The organism is Clostridium ljungdahlii DSM 13528 (assembly GCF_000143685.1).
GTDB lineage: Bacteria > Bacillota > Clostridia > Clostridiales > Clostridiaceae > Clostridium_B > Clostridium_B ljungdahlii.
Genome location: NC_014328.1, coordinates 888,866 through 904,365, shown reverse-complemented (window position 1 = coordinate 904,365; position 15,500 = coordinate 888,866). Strand labels below are relative to the sequence as shown.

At 30.3% G+C, this 15,500-nt stretch carries 16 protein-coding genes; 1 reads left to right on the top strand and 15 read right to left on the bottom strand.

What is annotated here, in order from left to right; translation table 11 throughout:
• Positions 1-276: 276 nt before the first annotated feature.
• A complete protein-coding gene (locus CLJU_RS04015) occupies positions 277-840 on the top strand; it encodes a TetR/AcrR family transcriptional regulator (protein ID WP_013237480.1) in 564 nt (187 codons plus the stop codon).
• Positions 841-977: 137 nt separating this feature from the next.
• Here CLJU_RS04015 and ppdK read toward each other — a convergent pair whose 3' ends face one another.
• The 15 genes from ppdK to CLJU_RS03940 all read right to left on the bottom strand — a co-directional run bounded on the left by ppdK (position 978) and on the right by CLJU_RS03940 (position 15,498).
• Complete coding sequence (gene ppdK / locus CLJU_RS04010; RefSeq protein WP_013237479.1) at positions 978-3,617, bottom strand: pyruvate, phosphate dikinase; 2,640 nt, start codon at positions 3,615-3,617, stop codon at positions 978-980.
• A gap of 67 nt (positions 3,618-3,684) precedes the next feature.
• Entirely contained in the window at positions 3,685-4,329 is a 645-nt protein-coding gene (gene ccpN / locus CLJU_RS04005) for a transcriptional regulator CcpN (protein WP_013237478.1), read from the bottom strand.
• Between the two features lie 208 nt (positions 4,330-4,537).
• Entirely contained in the window at positions 4,538-5,143 is a 606-nt protein-coding gene (locus CLJU_RS04000; RefSeq protein ID WP_013237477.1) for a DUF4342 domain-containing protein, read from the bottom strand.
• A gap of 15 nt (positions 5,144-5,158) precedes the next feature.
• Positions 5,159-5,932, bottom strand: a complete 774-nt coding sequence (gene recO, locus CLJU_RS03995) for a DNA repair protein RecO (RefSeq protein WP_013237476.1) — start codon at positions 5,930-5,932, stop codon at positions 5,159-5,161.
• A 47-nt stretch (positions 5,933-5,979) separates the two neighbouring features.
• The gene (gene era / locus CLJU_RS03990) at positions 5,980-6,861 is read right to left on the bottom strand and encodes a GTPase Era (RefSeq protein WP_013237475.1); all 882 of its coding nucleotides are present in this window, start codon (positions 6,859-6,861) and stop codon (positions 5,980-5,982) included.
• A gap of 197 nt (positions 6,862-7,058) precedes the next feature.
• Positions 7,059-7,757, bottom strand: coding sequence for a diacylglycerol kinase (locus tag CLJU_RS03985; protein WP_013237474.1), 699 nt, complete (start codon positions 7,755-7,757; stop codon positions 7,059-7,061).
• A gap of 41 nt (positions 7,758-7,798) precedes the next feature.
• Positions 7,799-8,293 carry an rRNA maturation RNase YbeY gene (ybeY, locus tag CLJU_RS03980; RefSeq protein ID WP_013237473.1) on the bottom strand — a complete coding sequence of 165 codons (495 nt, stop codon included), beginning with the start codon at positions 8,291-8,293 and terminating at the stop codon, positions 7,799-7,801.
• A gap of 36 nt (positions 8,294-8,329) precedes the next feature.
• Entirely contained in the window at positions 8,330-10,435 is a 2,106-nt protein-coding gene (locus CLJU_RS03975) for an HD family phosphohydrolase (RefSeq protein ID WP_013237472.1), read from the bottom strand.
• Between the two features lie 67 nt (positions 10,436-10,502).
• Complete coding sequence (gene yqfD, locus CLJU_RS03970; protein WP_029170142.1) at positions 10,503-11,657, bottom strand: sporulation protein YqfD; 1,155 nt, start codon at positions 11,655-11,657, stop codon at positions 10,503-10,505.
• Positions 11,641-11,925 carry a sporulation protein YqfC gene (gene yqfC / locus CLJU_RS03965; RefSeq protein WP_013237471.1) on the bottom strand — a complete coding sequence of 95 codons (285 nt, stop codon included), beginning with the start codon at positions 11,923-11,925 and terminating at the stop codon, positions 11,641-11,643. The genes yqfD and yqfC overlap by 17 nt, the downstream gene beginning before the upstream one ends.
• 231 nt (positions 11,926-12,156) lie before the next feature.
• The gene (locus CLJU_RS03960; RefSeq protein ID WP_013237470.1) at positions 12,157-12,600 is read right to left on the bottom strand and encodes a GatB/YqeY domain-containing protein; all 444 of its coding nucleotides are present in this window, start codon (positions 12,598-12,600) and stop codon (positions 12,157-12,159) included.
• Positions 12,601-12,629: 29 nt separating this feature from the next.
• Entirely contained in the window at positions 12,630-12,806 is a 177-nt protein-coding gene (gene rpsU, locus CLJU_RS03955; RefSeq protein ID WP_007061146.1) for a 30S ribosomal protein S21, read from the bottom strand.
• A gap of 140 nt (positions 12,807-12,946) precedes the next feature.
• A complete protein-coding gene (locus CLJU_RS03950) occupies positions 12,947-13,291 on the bottom strand; it encodes a histidine triad nucleotide-binding protein (protein WP_013237469.1) in 345 nt (114 codons plus the stop codon).
• Positions 13,292-13,350: 59 nt separating this feature from the next.
• Positions 13,351-14,655: a tRNA (N(6)-L-threonylcarbamoyladenosine(37)-C(2))-methylthiotransferase MtaB gene (mtaB, locus tag CLJU_RS03945; RefSeq protein ID WP_041705292.1), complete on the bottom strand. Its 1,305-nt coding sequence runs from the start codon at positions 14,653-14,655 to the stop codon at positions 13,351-13,353.
• Positions 14,656-14,742: 87 nt separating this feature from the next.
• Positions 14,743-15,498, bottom strand: a complete 756-nt coding sequence (locus CLJU_RS03940) for a 16S rRNA (uracil(1498)-N(3))-methyltransferase (protein ID WP_013237467.1) — start codon at positions 15,496-15,498, stop codon at positions 14,743-14,745.
• Positions 15,499-15,500: the final 2 nt, after the last annotated feature.

The following is a 15,500-nucleotide window of genomic DNA, read 5'->3' as shown; positions in this document are numbered from 1 at the left end:
ATAATAAGATTTCTAAATAATAACCAACCCCATAGACAGTGCTATCAATACATATAAATACGTAATAAAATATTAATAAATAGCAAGGCAATAGTAAAGTATATATTATTTATTCTTGCTAGTTGCATTATTGCTATCTTCAACTTGATTACAAACTATATTTTATAGTTTGTAAATTATTAAGTATAGTTTATTAACTATTAAATATAACTTGATAAATATATTTTGTAATGTTAAACTACTGTTATAACATAAGATTATAGGAGTGAGAAGTGAATGCAAAAAAGAAATTTAACTAAAGAAAAAATTATTCAGGTTTCTTTTTCTTTGGCGGATGAAATTGGTCTTAATCAACTTACCTTCCAAAAAATCGCTGAAAAATTGAATATAAAATATCCTTCTTTGTATAATCATTTTAATAATATGGATAGCCTTAAAATAGAAATGACAATATATCTTTTAAATGAATTGAATCAAAAATTAATGCAGAACTTAATTGGTAAGAGTGGTGATGAGGCCATAAAAGAATATGCCAAGATTTATAAAGAGTTTGCTTTTGAAAATACGACCGCTTATAGACTTTTTATGAGTATTCCAAGTACGGAGAACCCAGAGCTATTTAATTTGGCAAAAGGGACTAATCGTATCATTCGTCAAATTTTAGAGTTTTACATTAAGGATGAAGTCCGTTTGGTTCATAAGAGCCGAACTTTAAGAAGTCTTTTGCATGGTTTTGTCTCGTTATATTCCTTTGGATATTTTCATAATAATAAAGTAACTTTAGATGAGAGCTTTGAATCTATGATAGATGACTTTATTTCATCACTTTCAAAAAAATAAAAAATAGAGTATTTTACTTAAAATCATTAATGAAATTAAGTCACAATACTCTATCCTTTTCATAGCATCACGATCCTTATTCAACCGCCCACTATATCAATCAAGCTTTCAAATTAAAATCATATTATTAATTTTATTTATTTGATTGGTCTTGGATTCTTTATCTGAGCCTGAGCTGCAGCAAGTCTTGCCACAGGTACCCTAAATGGTGAACAAGATACATAGTCAAGTCCTACATTGTGGAAAAACTCTACAGAAGATGGATCTCCTCCATGTTCTCCACATATTCCAAGATGAATGTCAGGTCTAGTCTTTTTACCTAATTTTACAGCAGTCTCTACAAGTTTTCCTACTCCAACTTGATCTAACCTTTGGAATGGATCAAACTCATATACTTTTTTATCATAATAATCATTCAAAAATTTACCTGCATCATCTCTTGAAAATCCAAAAGTCATTTGAGTTAAATCATTAGTTCCAAATGAGAAGAACTCAGCTTCTTTAGCTATTTCATCAGCTGTAATAGCTGCTCTTGGAATTTCTATCATAGTTCCTACTTCATATTTTAAATTGATTCCCTCTTTTTGTATTATTTCATCTGCTACCCTCACAACTACGTCTTTAACATATTTTAATTCTTTTATTTCTCCTACAAGAGGTATCATAATTTCTGGAACTATATCATACCCTTTTCTCTTTTTAACATCTATAGCTGCTTCTATAATAGCCCTTGTTTGCATTTCAGCTATTTCTGGATATGAAACAGTAAGCCTGCATCCTCTATGCCCCATCATAGGATTAAATTCATGTAGAGAATCTATAGTATCTTTTAGTTCTTGAAAACTTACTCCCATTTCCTTGGCTAAAGACTCTATATCCTCAGTTTCAGTAGGTAAGAATTCATGAAGTGGTGGATCCAAAAATCTAATTGTGACAGGTTTTCCTTCCATTGCCTCATATATTCCAATAAAATCTTTCTTTTGTCTTGGTAGTAATTTATCTAAAGCTTTTCTCCTCTGCTCTTCCGTTTTTGAAACTATCATTTCCCTCATTTCTGGTATTCTATCTTCATCAAAGAACATATGCTCTGTTCTACAAAGTCCTATTCCTTCGGCACCAAAGCTAATAGCCTGGTTTGCATCTCTTGGTGTATCTGCATTTGTTCTAACTCCCAATTTTCTTATATTGTCAGCCCATCCCATGAAGATTCCAAAATCTCCTGATATTTCTGGTGCTACAGTCTTTATAGGCTCTCCATATACATTTCCAGTACTTCCATCTAAAGATATGTAATCTCCTTCTTTGTAAACCTTATCTAATCTTTTGAAAAGCTTTTCCTTTTCACTTACGATAAGATCACCACATCCAGCTACACAGCATGTTCCCATACCTCTTGCTACAACAGCTGCATGAGATGTCATGCCTCCTCTAACTGTAAGTATTCCTTCAGAAGCTGCCATTCCTTCTATATCTTCTGGAGAAGTCTCTAGCCTTACAAGTATTACCTTTTCACCTTGATCATGATGTTTCTTAGCATCATCTGCTGTAAAATATATCTTACCACAAGCTGCTCCTGGTGATGCAGGAAGTCCATTTGCTATTACAACTGCCCGTTTCAATTCATCACTGTCAAAGTTTGGATGCAATAGTGTATCGAGCTGTTTAGGCTCAACTTTAAGTATGGCCTCTTCTTTAGTGATGAGACCTTCATCTACCATATTTACTGCTATTCTAAGTGCAGCTTGAGCTGTTCTCTTACCGTTTCTTGTCTGAAGGAAATACAATTTTCCCTGTTCTATAGTGAACTCCATATCCTGCATATCTTTATAATGATTTTCAAGCTTATTTGCTATACTCATAAATTGAGAATAACATTCTGGAAGGTCTTCTTTTAGCTTTGTTATAGGTTGAGGTGTTCTTATTCCTGCAACTACATCCTCTCCTTGAGCATTTATGAGATATTCACCAAATATGGACTTTTCTCCTGTAGATGGATTTCTAGTAAATGCAACTCCAGTTCCTGAAGTTTCTCCCATATTTCCAAATACCATTGATTGAACATTTACTGCAGTTCCCCAATCACCTGATATGTCGTTTAACCTTCTATAAATTATTGCTCTAGGATTTTCCCAAGATCTGAATACTGCAGTAACTGACTGAATTAATTGTTCTTTAGGATCTTGAGGAAAGTCTTCCTTTACTTCTTTTTTATAAATGTCCTTAAATCTCTGGATTATATTCTTTAAATCGGACTCATCTAAATCTGTATCGTATTTTACCCCTTTAGCATTTTTTACATCATCCAATACATCTTCAAATTCTCTCTTTTCAATTCCCATAACTACATCTGAAAACATTTGAATAAATCTTCTATAAGAATCATACGCAAATCTTTCATTTCCTGTCAACTTTTTAAGTCCTATTACAGTATCATCATTTAATCCTAAATTTAATATAGTATCCATCATTCCTGGCATAGAAACTCTGGCTCCTGATCTTACTGAAACTAACAATGGATTTTCTATGCTTCCAAATTTTTTTCCTGTTGTCTCTTCCACATTTTTAAGTGCATCATAAATTTGATCTATAACTTGCTGCGATATAGATTTACCATCTTCATAATATTTGGTACATGCCTCTGTGGATATAGTAAATCCACCGGGAACGGGTATGCCAAGATTGGTCATTTCTGCAAGATTAGCTCCCTTGCCTCCAAGTAAATTTCTCATGCCAGCATTTCCTTCATTGAAAAGATAAACGTACTTCTTACCATTCATACAAACATCTCCCTTATAAAGTTTTTAACATTTTTGTATATTAACAGGATTTACCTGAATAATCGGTTTATTTACTTTCTCCTATCTTTACAAAAAGTCTTGTTATGTTGGTTTTAGATACTTTTCCTATAATTTTAAACGTCTCGTTTTTGGATTTATCATAAGACTTTTCTACTACTGGAAGACTATCTACTTCATGCTCCATTATTTTTTGAGCTGCTAAATATGCAGGATCATCCTTCTGCACACATACTATATTAGGCATTCTTGTCATTATTACACCTACAGGTATTTTATGCATATCTGTACTGCCCATAGCTATTTTTATAAAATCTTTTCTAGAAACAGCTCCTATCAAAACACCATTGTTTTCTATAAATAAAGTCCCTACATCATTTAGGAACAAGTATAGTATCGCATCATACACAGTAGTATTTTCATCTACCATTACTGGTTTTGACATTATATCTTTTACTTTTATTTCCATTATATAATCATATAATAAACTGTAAGAAGGTTTTTGAGAATATATATATCCAACCTTTGGTTTTGCCTCTAATATGCCTGTCATTGTAAGTATGGCTAAATCAGGTCTTAAAGCTGCCCTTGTAACATTCAATTTAGACGCAAGCTGTTCACTTGTTATTGGTGCATGTTCTTTTACTAATTCTATTATTTTTTCTTGCCTTGGTGATAATTTTATGATGTCCACCCTCTCTCTTCATAGTAAATTAAGTTAATTGTAAAAATATTTACTAAGAGGAATTTACAGTTCATAACTGTATTCTTAAAGCTATTATACCACATATATACAAATTAATAATATACTCTTCTTTGTTTTATTCAAAATTGTCAATATATTTTAAATTGTATATGAGTTGAACCCAAAATATCTTTTTAATACAACTTAATAATAAAATTTATTGCTTATCACTACTTTTTTCCTCATTTTCTCCATATCCTTTTTCATCCTCATCAATGTCATCAAATTTTACAGTATACTTGTATGTGTTTTTATCTTCATCTTCGTTTTTATTAGTAAATTTATCTTTTACAGAAGATGCTGCATTAAAAACTTTATCTTTTACATCATCTACAGTGCTCTTTACTCCACTTTTTATTATTTTATCTACTACTTCTACACTTCCATCATCTTTTATTATCTCTATGCTCAGTTTTGTAAACACAGCAGTCAATATGCCTATAGCTATAAGTGGAGGCCATACAAGTGCTGTTAATGTAGCTGCAATACCTGCATTTACTGGAATATCAAGTACTGTTCTATCCTCTCTTCTTATTTTTATCCTAGTTACATTTCCCTTTCTAACCAAGTCCTTTAACCAATCAAGAAATTCGTCTTTTGTAGTATACATACTATCCTTAGTTGATTTTTCAGTTTCTTCTATATATATAAGTGCATCAACCACATTTCCTTCACAATTTTCTAAAGCTTCCTTTGCTTCGGCGTAAGTTACCCCAGTTCTCTCTCTTATAATATCAATTTTTTCTAATGTTATTTCACTCATAATTTTCTCTCCTTTTCAATTTTTATTTTTTTCAAAACTTTGAAGGCAATTTAAAACATCTAAACTTTTAGGTTTTCTAAAATAGTTTTGAGAAATAATTAATGTTAAAATTTTATATAGTTCTTTTTTTACATCTTCTGATAATATAACCTTATATACATTTTCTAAAGGAATTTTAGACAAATATTTGAGCGCACTTGACGTAGCATATTTTATAGGTATACCATTTACTTTTTCACATTCACTGCAAACTCCACCTAAATACTGAAGATTTAAATAATCAAAAGAGGTAATTTTTTTTCTACATAGAGCACAATGATCAAAATTAAGACCATATCCTGTAATCTGTAAAATTTTTAGTTCAAATGCTCTGGCTAAAGTTTCTACATCAACTCCATGACTTCTTATAAGATAAAAACAAGTAACCAGATATCTAAATAATTCACTGCTAGTTTCACCGTCATTCATTGCTATATCGGTAAGTTCACAAAAATAAGAAGCATAAGTTAAATCATTTAAATCATTTAATAAATCCTGAAATGAATCTATTAAACTACTTTCATTTATTACATACAAGTTCTTACCTTTATACACTACATAATCTCCATAACAAAACTGAAGTGTAGTAGAAAATAGAGAGTTTTTACTACTTTTTGATCCTCTAGCTATAGTTGCTATCTTGCCTAATTTTTCAGTAAAAAGCCATACCAATTTATCTGACTCTTTTATATCTTGAGTTTTAATTATGACAGCTCTAGTTTTGAATATGTTCAGAAAATCATCCCCCACTACAGTTCTAATTATATTATGTCCTTATTTTAAAATAAATTCCCATACTATTTATATCCTAATTCTTTTAACAATCTATCACTATCTCTCCATTCTTTCTTAACTTTAACCCATACCTTTAAATAGACCCTAGTATCTAAAAATTTTTCAATATCTTTCCTTGCATAAGTTGAAATTTTCTTCAACATGGCACCATTTTTACCTATAATTATACCCTTATGGGAATCTTTTTCACAGAGTAATGTAGCTTCTATATTGTAAATTCCCTTTGAGTCTTTTTTCATTGAGTCTATTTCTACTGCTATTCCATGTGGGACTTCTTTGGAAAGAAGCCTGAGTGCCTTTTCCCTAATTATCTCAGACACTATAAATTTCTCCTGTTTATCCGTAATCATATCATCCGGATAATATTTAGGTCCTTCAGGCATATACTTTACCATAAGATCTATTAATTCTTCCACATTCTTTTTCTTTAATGCAGATATAGGTATTACCTCCACAAAATTAAATATAGCTGAATAATTTTTTAAAGTTTCTGCTACTCTCTGTTCTGGATTTTCATCTATTTTATTTAAAACTAAAAACACAGGTACATTACATTTTTTAAGTTCTTCTAAAATATACAAATCCCCTTTGCCTGGCTCTAATTCAGGAGTAGTTAAAAAAAGCACCAAATCTACATCTTTGATGGAATCCTCAGCAGCTTTAACCATATAGTCCCCCAGTTTATGTTTGGGTTTATGTATACCTGGTGTGTCTACAAAAACCAACTGAAAATCATCCTCTGTTAGAATAGTCTGTATACTGTTTCTAGTAGTCTGCGGCCTACAAGATACAATAGACAACTTTTCCCCCATTATATTATTCAAAAGTGTTGATTTTCCCACATTAGGTCTTCCTATTATTGTAATAAATCCTGATTTAAACATAAATTTTCTCCTTATTTTCTAAATCTTTTTTGTAAAAGTTTCTACTAAAGTTTTTTCCATATTTTTATCATACAAATTTTCATATATCTTAAATAGTATACTTTCCATATTTCTGATGAAAATTCTAAAATTACTTGTCTACATAATTCATATTATTCCCCTAAAAAACATATAAATATAATATTTAAATTCTCCTTTTATCCAAATACTCTAAAAAGAAATACAGTTATTAAAACACCAAATGCTCCTCCACAAACTACTTCTATAACTGAATGAGTATCTGAATCCACCCTGCTTTGCGCCACTATAAATGCCAAAAGGTAACTCAATATTACCACTGCTAATTGTTCTGATATCAATGCTATAGTAGTAGCTATAGAAAAAGCTATGGCACTATGACCACTTGGCATTCCTCCTTTTAATGGAGTTCCTTCACCAAAAATCGCCTTTATAATTATTGTAGTTATAAATACAATTGCAAGTATTATAAATATTACATAAGGATTTGTACTTTTTACCTTCCTCATGACTATAAAATTAATATACTTTAGTTTATCCCAAAATATTATATATCCTACCACAACAGCATTTACAGCAGCAACTAGCACTCCACCAGCAGCCACATTTTTAGCAATTTTAGCAAGTGGATGATAGTAGTTTATAGTAGCATCTATAGCAGATTCTACAGCAGTATTAAAAAGTTCCGCAATAATAACAATACTTATCGTTATTATTACGGCTAATATCTCCATTTTACTTAAATCATAAATAAAGCATATAACTAATACTAAAAGAGCTGCTATCATATGTATTTTCATATTTCTCTGAGTTCTTACAGAATATATTATACCTTCAATAGCATAGTTAAAACTATCCAATAGCTTTTTAACCTTCATCTCTATTCCCCATTTTATGTAATTTTAACTTATATACATTATTATAGTTTGAATCCGCTTAAAATTTCCTCTTCCCTCTGCCTCATGATTTTTTTATCACTTTCTTCCATATGATCATATCCTAAAAGGTGAAGTACTGAATGTACTGTTAAATAACAAGCTTCCCTTAAAAATGAATGCCCAAATTCCTGAGCCTGTTCCTCTGCTCTTTCAAGAGAAAGTGCTATATCACCTAATACTAAATTTCCATCATCCATATCGCTTTCTTCAAATTCATGATTTACATATACCTGTTTAAATACGCTGCCTTCTGGATACTCTAACATTGGAAAAGATAATACATCAGTTACCTTATCTATGTTTCTATTCTCCCTATTTATATTTTTTATCTCTTCATTATCTATAAAAATAACACTTATTTCACATGGAATATTTACATTCTCTTCTTTTAGAGCACATTGTATTACACCTTTTATATTTTCTTCTAACTCCTGTGTTACTTCTAGTTTATTTTGTCTATTATCTATAAAAATCATTTACGTTCCTCCAATTTAGTATATAAAAGTTCTACTTTAAGTAGGACTTTTTAATTGATTAATAGATTTTTTAGAGAATTTATCCTCCGGATATTCTATTCTATGGTGATATATTCCCTGTAAAGCTTTTATAAATGCAATTTTTATTTTACCTATATCTTTTAAAGTAAGCTCACAATTATTAAGCTGACCTTCATCTAATCTGTCTTTAATTATGTTATTTACCATTTTCTCAATTTTATCCTCAGTTGGGTCATTTATTGATCTTACAGCAGCTTCTACACCATCTGCTAACATTATTATACCCGATTCCTTTGTCTCAGGTATTGGCCCTGGGTATCTAAAATCATCCTCTTTCACATCCTCTGGTTTTTCACTTGAATTTTTCATAGTAACATAAAAATATTTTACGAGAGATGTGCCATGATGCTGCTGTATAGCATCTATTATTATTTTAGGAAGCTTATACTCCCTAGCCATTTCAATTCCATCTTTAACATGGGATATTATTATTAAAGCACTTAAGCTAGGAGTTAGCTTGCTATGAGGATTATCTTTTCCCAGCTGGTTTTCTTTGAAAAAATAAGGTCTTCTTATTTTACCTATATCATGATAATAAGCCGCTACCCTAGCCAAAAGTGGATTCCCACCTACTTCTTCTGCTGCTACTTCTGCTAAATTTCCAACTAATAGACTATGATGATAACTTCCCGGTGCCTCCATAAGCAATCTCTTTAGAAGTGGATTATTAGGATTAGATAATTCTAAAAGTTTTATAGTTGTAACTATATTAAATACTCCTTCAAAAAGAGGCAAAAAACCTATAACTAAAATTCCAGAAATTATAGTTGAAATTCCAATATATACTGCCTTTTCAACTACATCTGCCATATTATCACTGATTAAAAACCCCATTGAAAAAGTAAGTATAACATTTATAACTGTCATATATAAACATGAAAATAATATATCCATTCTCTGCTGCATCTTTTTAAGGATAATAGATCCTACTACAGCATTTACCACAGCTAGCACTGTTATATCCAGGCTAAATTGTACAGCCACACTTATTAAAACACAATTAATAGTACTTATTACTAGTGAAACTTTTTTTCCAACAAGAAGTGATACTATCATAGGTACAAATGTAAGTGGTATTAAGAAAGTAGAAATTATGCCAATGGTCCTAGCCATAAATATAGCTAATAAGCTCAATATATTAACCATTATAAGCATTTTTAAGTCATTATATATCTTAGGACAATATATAGAAAAATATGTCCATTCCAATACCAATACTAAAAGAATCAGTATACCTAATGAAATATAAATATGCCATTGAAAATGTGAACTATTATTTAGAAGTCCTAAGTCTCTTAACACTTCTATTTGGTATTTTGTTACAGGTTCGCCTTCTTTTACTATAATTTGATCCTTTTTTATTATAACTGGTGAAACTTTTTTTACAACTTCTCTTCTGAGTTCTTCTGTCTTATCTTTATCATAAAAGAAATTTGGAGAAATTTGAGAATATCCTATTTTAGTAGCTATGTCCTTTAAATTTTTTGACAAACTATTAGAAGTACTCACTTTCAGCAATATAATTTCCTGGGCCCTTTTTATATCTTCTCTATTATCCCTTTGTGTGTTATCGCTTATATTATTGCTATCATACATATCTGAGAGAGATTTTTGCAAAAAATCCTGAAGTTGTTTTAATTCATCTTTATTCAACTTTATTATATCCTGATAATCATCATCTGCTAATCCTATATTATCTTCACTTTTTAATTTTTGTATTTTATCCTTTTCTTCCAATTGTGAACTATTTACCTGATCTATTTTAGAAAAAAAACTATTTAACTTACTGATAACTCCCGTTTTCACTTCAGGTTTTTTATTGTATTGAATTGGTACAGAATCCTCTGCCTGTCGAATGCGCGTTTCTGTGGATAATTCATCCTTAACTTCCCTTGGTGCTTTTATATCGACTTTGGCAATATCTCCTTCCTTCAAGTTATATTTTTTTGTCGTTAGTCCAGTTACAAGTAGCGAATAAATAAATATAAAACTTATCATAAAAACAATTATTTTATTAACTTTTTCTTGTAAAAAAACCTTTTTTAATGATAGTTTTTTCAATTAAGCTCACCCTTTATTCTTCATTTTATACGTATCTCTTTATATAATCTTTAGTTATATTTTGCCCTTAATTTGTAATTGTATCTGGAATGGCTATGTTTTCTTCTGCTGTAACTTGTACTTTAACCTTACAAGGATCTTGACCCTCATAAGTAATTACCTTATTTACAATTTTTATAGATTTATCCAAATTGCAAGATATATTATTGTAAAGTTTTTGCCCAGTGTCTTGTACTATTTTTTGAAGATTTCCTTTTACTGTAACTTGTTTAACTTCAAAATAAGTCTCTTTTCCAAAGATGAATTTACTTTCCTCTATTTTATCATATTTATTAAATTTATTATTATCTTTTTTCAGATACTGTTTCTTTCCCCTGAAATTAATATAATAGTTTTCTATTTTCTTACCTGTCCTCTCATTTTTTATATTATTTACTTTTACAGTTTCAGATGCCTCATAGGTAGTCGTGCATATAATATATCCTGCAGCATGAACACTATAAGTTGATCCTTCCAATCCTTGTTCACCTTTTACAAGTAGCTGTCCCTTTTTTACATCATCCCCCACTTTTACAACAACAGTTCCTTTAGTGGTATATGCTCTTACAACTTTTCCATCTCTTTTGGCTATTAAATTACAAGGAGTGTTTTCTTCCACTATATTAGGAGGTGATTTTCTCTGAACTACACTTACATTTAATTCAGAACCCTGTATTCTCACCTTTGCCCACATTATATTGTCATTATCCTTTACTAAATCTTTTTCTATTTTATATACATTTATTTTATCTTTGTTAATACCTGGCTTTATGCCATAAGATTTAAGCTGCTGTCTTATTATATAAGGCGGCAATCCTTCTTCAGAATTTATTTTTACACTCCATATAAAAGTAGATAAATAATATATTGTTCCTATAAATAAAATTATTCCGAATACTAAAGTTATTTTTCTCTTAAGCTTAATTATAAAAAATATAGGACCTCTTCTATTTATTATCTTTATTCTAGTTCCAGTTCTTCTTGCTATATCCTCTATCTTATCATAATCTCTTAAATTTATCTCCATAGTCATAGTTGTAATACTTTTCTTTTTAATATTTTTTATGTAGATATTATTTTTCCACATAACGTTAATAAATTTTTCAGGTATAAGGGATTGTATTTCCAATAAAATTATTCCGCTTCTATAGTTTTTAAAACTAAATTTACTTGTTTCCTTCATAGACTATAGATGTAAATCTTCCTCCTATAGTTATAGTGCTTCCTCCCATAAAAAGCACTTCAAATCTACTTCCATATATGGATATCAATCCTATACCTGAATTAACTTTTATTTGACTTTCATCAAACGCTATAATACCTCTATGATTTTCAATTATTATTTCATTATCCCCTGTAATTTTGATTTGGGGCATATTTAAAATTATATCTCCGGGCAATTCCAGTTTATCTGCAATATTCCGTTTTGCATTGTATATCTTGTCTCCCATAGTATCACCTCTAAGAATTTATATATATTCACTTAAATATATTAGCTTACTCCTAATAATTTATGAGATATGTATATAATAAATTACATAAAGTTCCTAAATTTATCTGATGGCTACCTACTGTAACACTCCCACTAAGTAAGCTTTATTGATTAGGCATCTGTAATTACAATCTTTAAAGCGTACCGGAAGTAAAAAAAGGTTGAGATACAATCTCAACCTTTTACTCATTTAATTTAAATGTTCTTTTACTATTTGACTTACAAGTTTGCCATCTGCTCTGCCTCTAGTTTTAGGCATAACAATTGCCATAACCTTTTTCATATCTTTAATACTTTCTGCACCCACTTCATTAACTGCATTCCGAATAATTTCGGAAATTTCCTCTTTACTTAACTGCTGAGGAAGGTATTCCAACAAGATATCTATTTCAGATTTTGCTTTTTCAACTAGATCCTGCCTTTTCCCTTTTTCAAATTCAAGTATAGATTCACGCCTCTCTTTGACTTCTTTTGCTATTATATCTATAATTTTCTCATCGTCAAGTTTTTTTCCATCAGTTTTTTCTACCAACAAGACAGCCGCTTTAGCCATACTTATAGTGTTTGCTTTAAATTTGTCTCCAGATTTTAAAGCATTCTTCCAGTCTTCTTGCAATCTTTCTTTAAGAGACATTACCAGTTAATACCCTCTTTCAAAGAATTCTATTTAAATTTTCTCTTTCTTGCAGCTTCTGATTTTTTCTTTCTCTTTACACTTGGCTTTTCATAGTGTTCTCTTTTTCTAACTTCTGAAAGAACACCAGCTCTAGCACATTTTCTCTTAAATCTTCTCAATGCACTTTCTATAGTTTCATTTTCTCCAACTTTTATTTCTGACATATTATCTCCCTCCCTCCGCTAGCTCAATTCAATTTAAAAAATCAAATACAGTTAACATGGGTCAAATAGCACATAGCCATTATACAATAAACCTTTCGATACTGTCAACAATTTCATAACTCTTAAATTGTTCTATAATTTTAGCCCGGAGGCCATGCAAACGATCTACCACCTAGTAAATGAAAATGAACATGATGTACTGTCTGTCCTGCCTCTTCTCCACAGTTAGTTACAATTCTATATCCTTTTTCATCTATACCAAGTTTAGCTGCAATCTGTTTTGCAACTAAATATATATGAGCAATTATTTTAGAATCATCTTCGGTAAGATCATTTATACTGCCTATATGTTTTTTAGGTATTATAAGTACATGCACCGGTGCAGCTGGTTCTATATCTTTAAAACTTAGTACCATATCATCTTCATATATTTTCTCAGATGGAATTTCACCCTTTATTATTTTGCAAAAAATACATTCTTCCATAAATTTCACCTCCCTTAACAGTATAATATTCAATAATTAATAATAAAATCCTGCTAAAGTCAAATAAATTTTTTCAACTTTCCTTCTATATATCCATCTTTTGTACCTTCAAGTTGCGTACACAAGATTTTTCCTTCCAAATTTAAAGCTTTTTCGCACTTTGTTATTACCTTTATATAATTTGGAGTATAGCCTTCGAAATATGTTCCATCATTGTCAATTTCTTGTTCATAGAGTACATCCATATTATATCCTAAAAATTTATTCATAAACTTCTTTTCTAATTTTTTATCTAACTCCAATACTTTGCTGCTTCTTTCATCCTTAGTTTTACCATCTACCTGTCCGGGCATATCTGCAGCTTTAGTCCCACTTCTCCTGCTGTATTTAAATACATGCATCTTGGAAAGAGCTATTCTATTTAAAAAATCATAAGTTTTATTAAATTCTTCTTCTGTTTCTCCAGGGAACCCAACTATGATATCTGTAGTTATAGATGCATTTTCTATGGCATTTCTTATCTCATATACTATTTTTTCATATTCTGAAGTGGTATATCTCCTGTTCATTCTCTTTAAGGTTTCATCGCATCCACTTTGAAGTGAAAGATGAAAATGAGGACATAACTTTTCTAACTTTGACATTTTCTCTATAACACCTTCTGTAAAAAATTGAGGGTCTATAGATCCAATTCTAACTCTATCGATGCCTTTTACTTTATCTATTTCCTGTAATATTCTCAAAAGATTCCAGTCTCCGTCTATATCTGTACCATAAGATGCAATATGTATACCTGAAAGTATAATCTCTTTAAAATTATTACGAGATAATTTCTCTACTTCCTCAATTATTTTGTCTGGAGATTTACTGCACACAGCGCCCCTAGCAAAAGGTATTGCACAATAAGAACAAAATCTATTACATCCATCTTGAATTTTTAAAAAAGCTCTCGTTCTCTTTTGGTATTCGTCTATCTTCAAGTCTTCAAATGTTTTATTTTTCAATACTTCATTTACTTTGACTATTTTTTTCCCTTCATAAGAGACCCTACTTACCCAATATACTACGTCTCCTTTATTTCTAGTTCCTAGGACTACATCTACCCCTTCTATTTCTGATACCTTGTCTGATGCAATTTGGGAATAACACCCTACTACAGCAATTACAGCATTACTATTTTTTTTCCTAGCCCTATGTATCATCTGTCTAGATTTTTTATCTCCCATATTGGTTACAGTACAAGTATTCACCACATACACATCTGCATAATCTTCAAAGTCTACAATATCATATCCCTCTTGTATAAATTTTTCAGCCATAGCTTCAGTTTCATACTGATTTACCCTACATCCTAAAGTAGACATACCTACCTTTTTATTTCTTCCATAAGCATTAAAGAATTCTTTGTTATCAAGGGTTAAATCAAATTTTTTTTCATTAATTGAATTCACCTAGTAAAGACCTCCTAAATCTCCTAATTCATACATGATAAGCGATATGCATACAAAACCTGCCGTTTCAGTTCTAAGTATTCTTGGGCCTAATGTAGCTATATGAGAGTTTATATTTTTAAGTTCATCTATTTCTTGTTCTTCAAATCCACCTTCAGGTCCTATCACAATAGCTATTTTCTCTAGATTACTTTTATCTTTTATAGAATTTACTATTTTTTTTATACCTGTATTACTTTCATTTTCATAGGGAACTACTATAACATCCATATATTCCCCTTCACTCAAAAGTTCTTTGAAACTAATTGGAACATTAACCTTAGGAATTATGCTTCTCTTACACTGCTTACAAGCTTCCTTAGCAATTTTATTCCATCTATCTACCTTTTTAAATTCTCCTGAATCATTTTTTACAACAACCCTACTTGTAACAACAGGTGTAATTTCATAAACTCCAAGTTCAACAGCCTTCTGTACTATCAAATCCATTTTACCAGACTTAGGTAACCCTTGAAAAAGATAAATTTTAATCTTGCTTTCATTATATAGCGTAAGTTCTTCTATAATGTTTACCACAACTTCATCTTTATCTATTTTCTCTATAGCACCTAAAAATTCTTTTCCATTACAGTTATTTATGTTTATCTTGTCTCCACATTTAAGTCTAAGTACTTTTCGTATATGTTTTACATCTTCGCCCCTAATATAGGCTGTATTAAAATTTATGTCTTCCTGAGGCACAAAAAATTTATTCATAA

Bases quoted from the DNA above. Each gene is read 5' to 3' on its own strand.
- yqfC (WP_013237471.1), bottom strand. From the start codon at position 11,925: ATGGGAGACAAGATATACAATGCAAAACGGAATATTGCAGATAAACTG.
- CLJU_RS03985 (WP_013237474.1), bottom strand. From the start codon at position 7,757: ATGAAGGTTAAAAAGCTATTGGATAGTTTTAACTATGCTATTGAAGGT.
- era (WP_013237475.1), bottom strand. From the start codon at position 6,861: ATGTTTAAATCAGGATTTATTACAATAATAGGAAGACCTAATGTGGGA.
- ppdK (WP_013237479.1), bottom strand. From the start codon at position 3,617: ATGAATGGTAAGAAGTACGTTTATCTTTTCAATGAAGGAAATGCTGGC.
- rpsU (WP_007061146.1), bottom strand. From the start codon at position 12,806: ATGTCAGAAATAAAAGTTGGAGAAAATGAAACTATAGAAAGTGCATTG.
- CLJU_RS03940 (WP_013237467.1), bottom strand. From the start codon at position 15,498: ATGAATAAATTTTTTGTGCCTCAGGAAGACATAAATTTTAATACAGCC.
- mtaB (WP_041705292.1), bottom strand. From the start codon at position 14,655: ATGTCTACTTTAGGATGTAGGGTAAATCAGTATGAAACTGAAGCTATG.
- CLJU_RS04015 (WP_013237480.1), top strand. From the start codon at position 277: ATGCAAAAAAGAAATTTAACTAAAGAAAAAATTATTCAGGTTTCTTTT.
- ybeY (WP_013237473.1), bottom strand. From the start codon at position 8,293: ATGATTTTTATAGATAATAGACAAAATAAACTAGAAGTAACACAGGAG.
- CLJU_RS03950 (WP_013237469.1), bottom strand. From the start codon at position 13,291: ATGGAAGAATGTATTTTTTGCAAAATAATAAAGGGTGAAATTCCATCT.
- CLJU_RS04000 (WP_013237477.1), bottom strand. From the start codon at position 5,143: ATGAGTGAAATAACATTAGAAAAAATTGATATTATAAGAGAGAGAACT.
- CLJU_RS03960 (WP_013237470.1), bottom strand. From the start codon at position 12,600: ATGTCTCTTAAAGAAAGATTGCAAGAAGACTGGAAGAATGCTTTAAAA.
- yqfD (WP_029170142.1), bottom strand. From the start codon at position 11,657: ATGAAGGAAACAAGTAAATTTAGTTTTAAAAACTATAGAAGCGGAATA.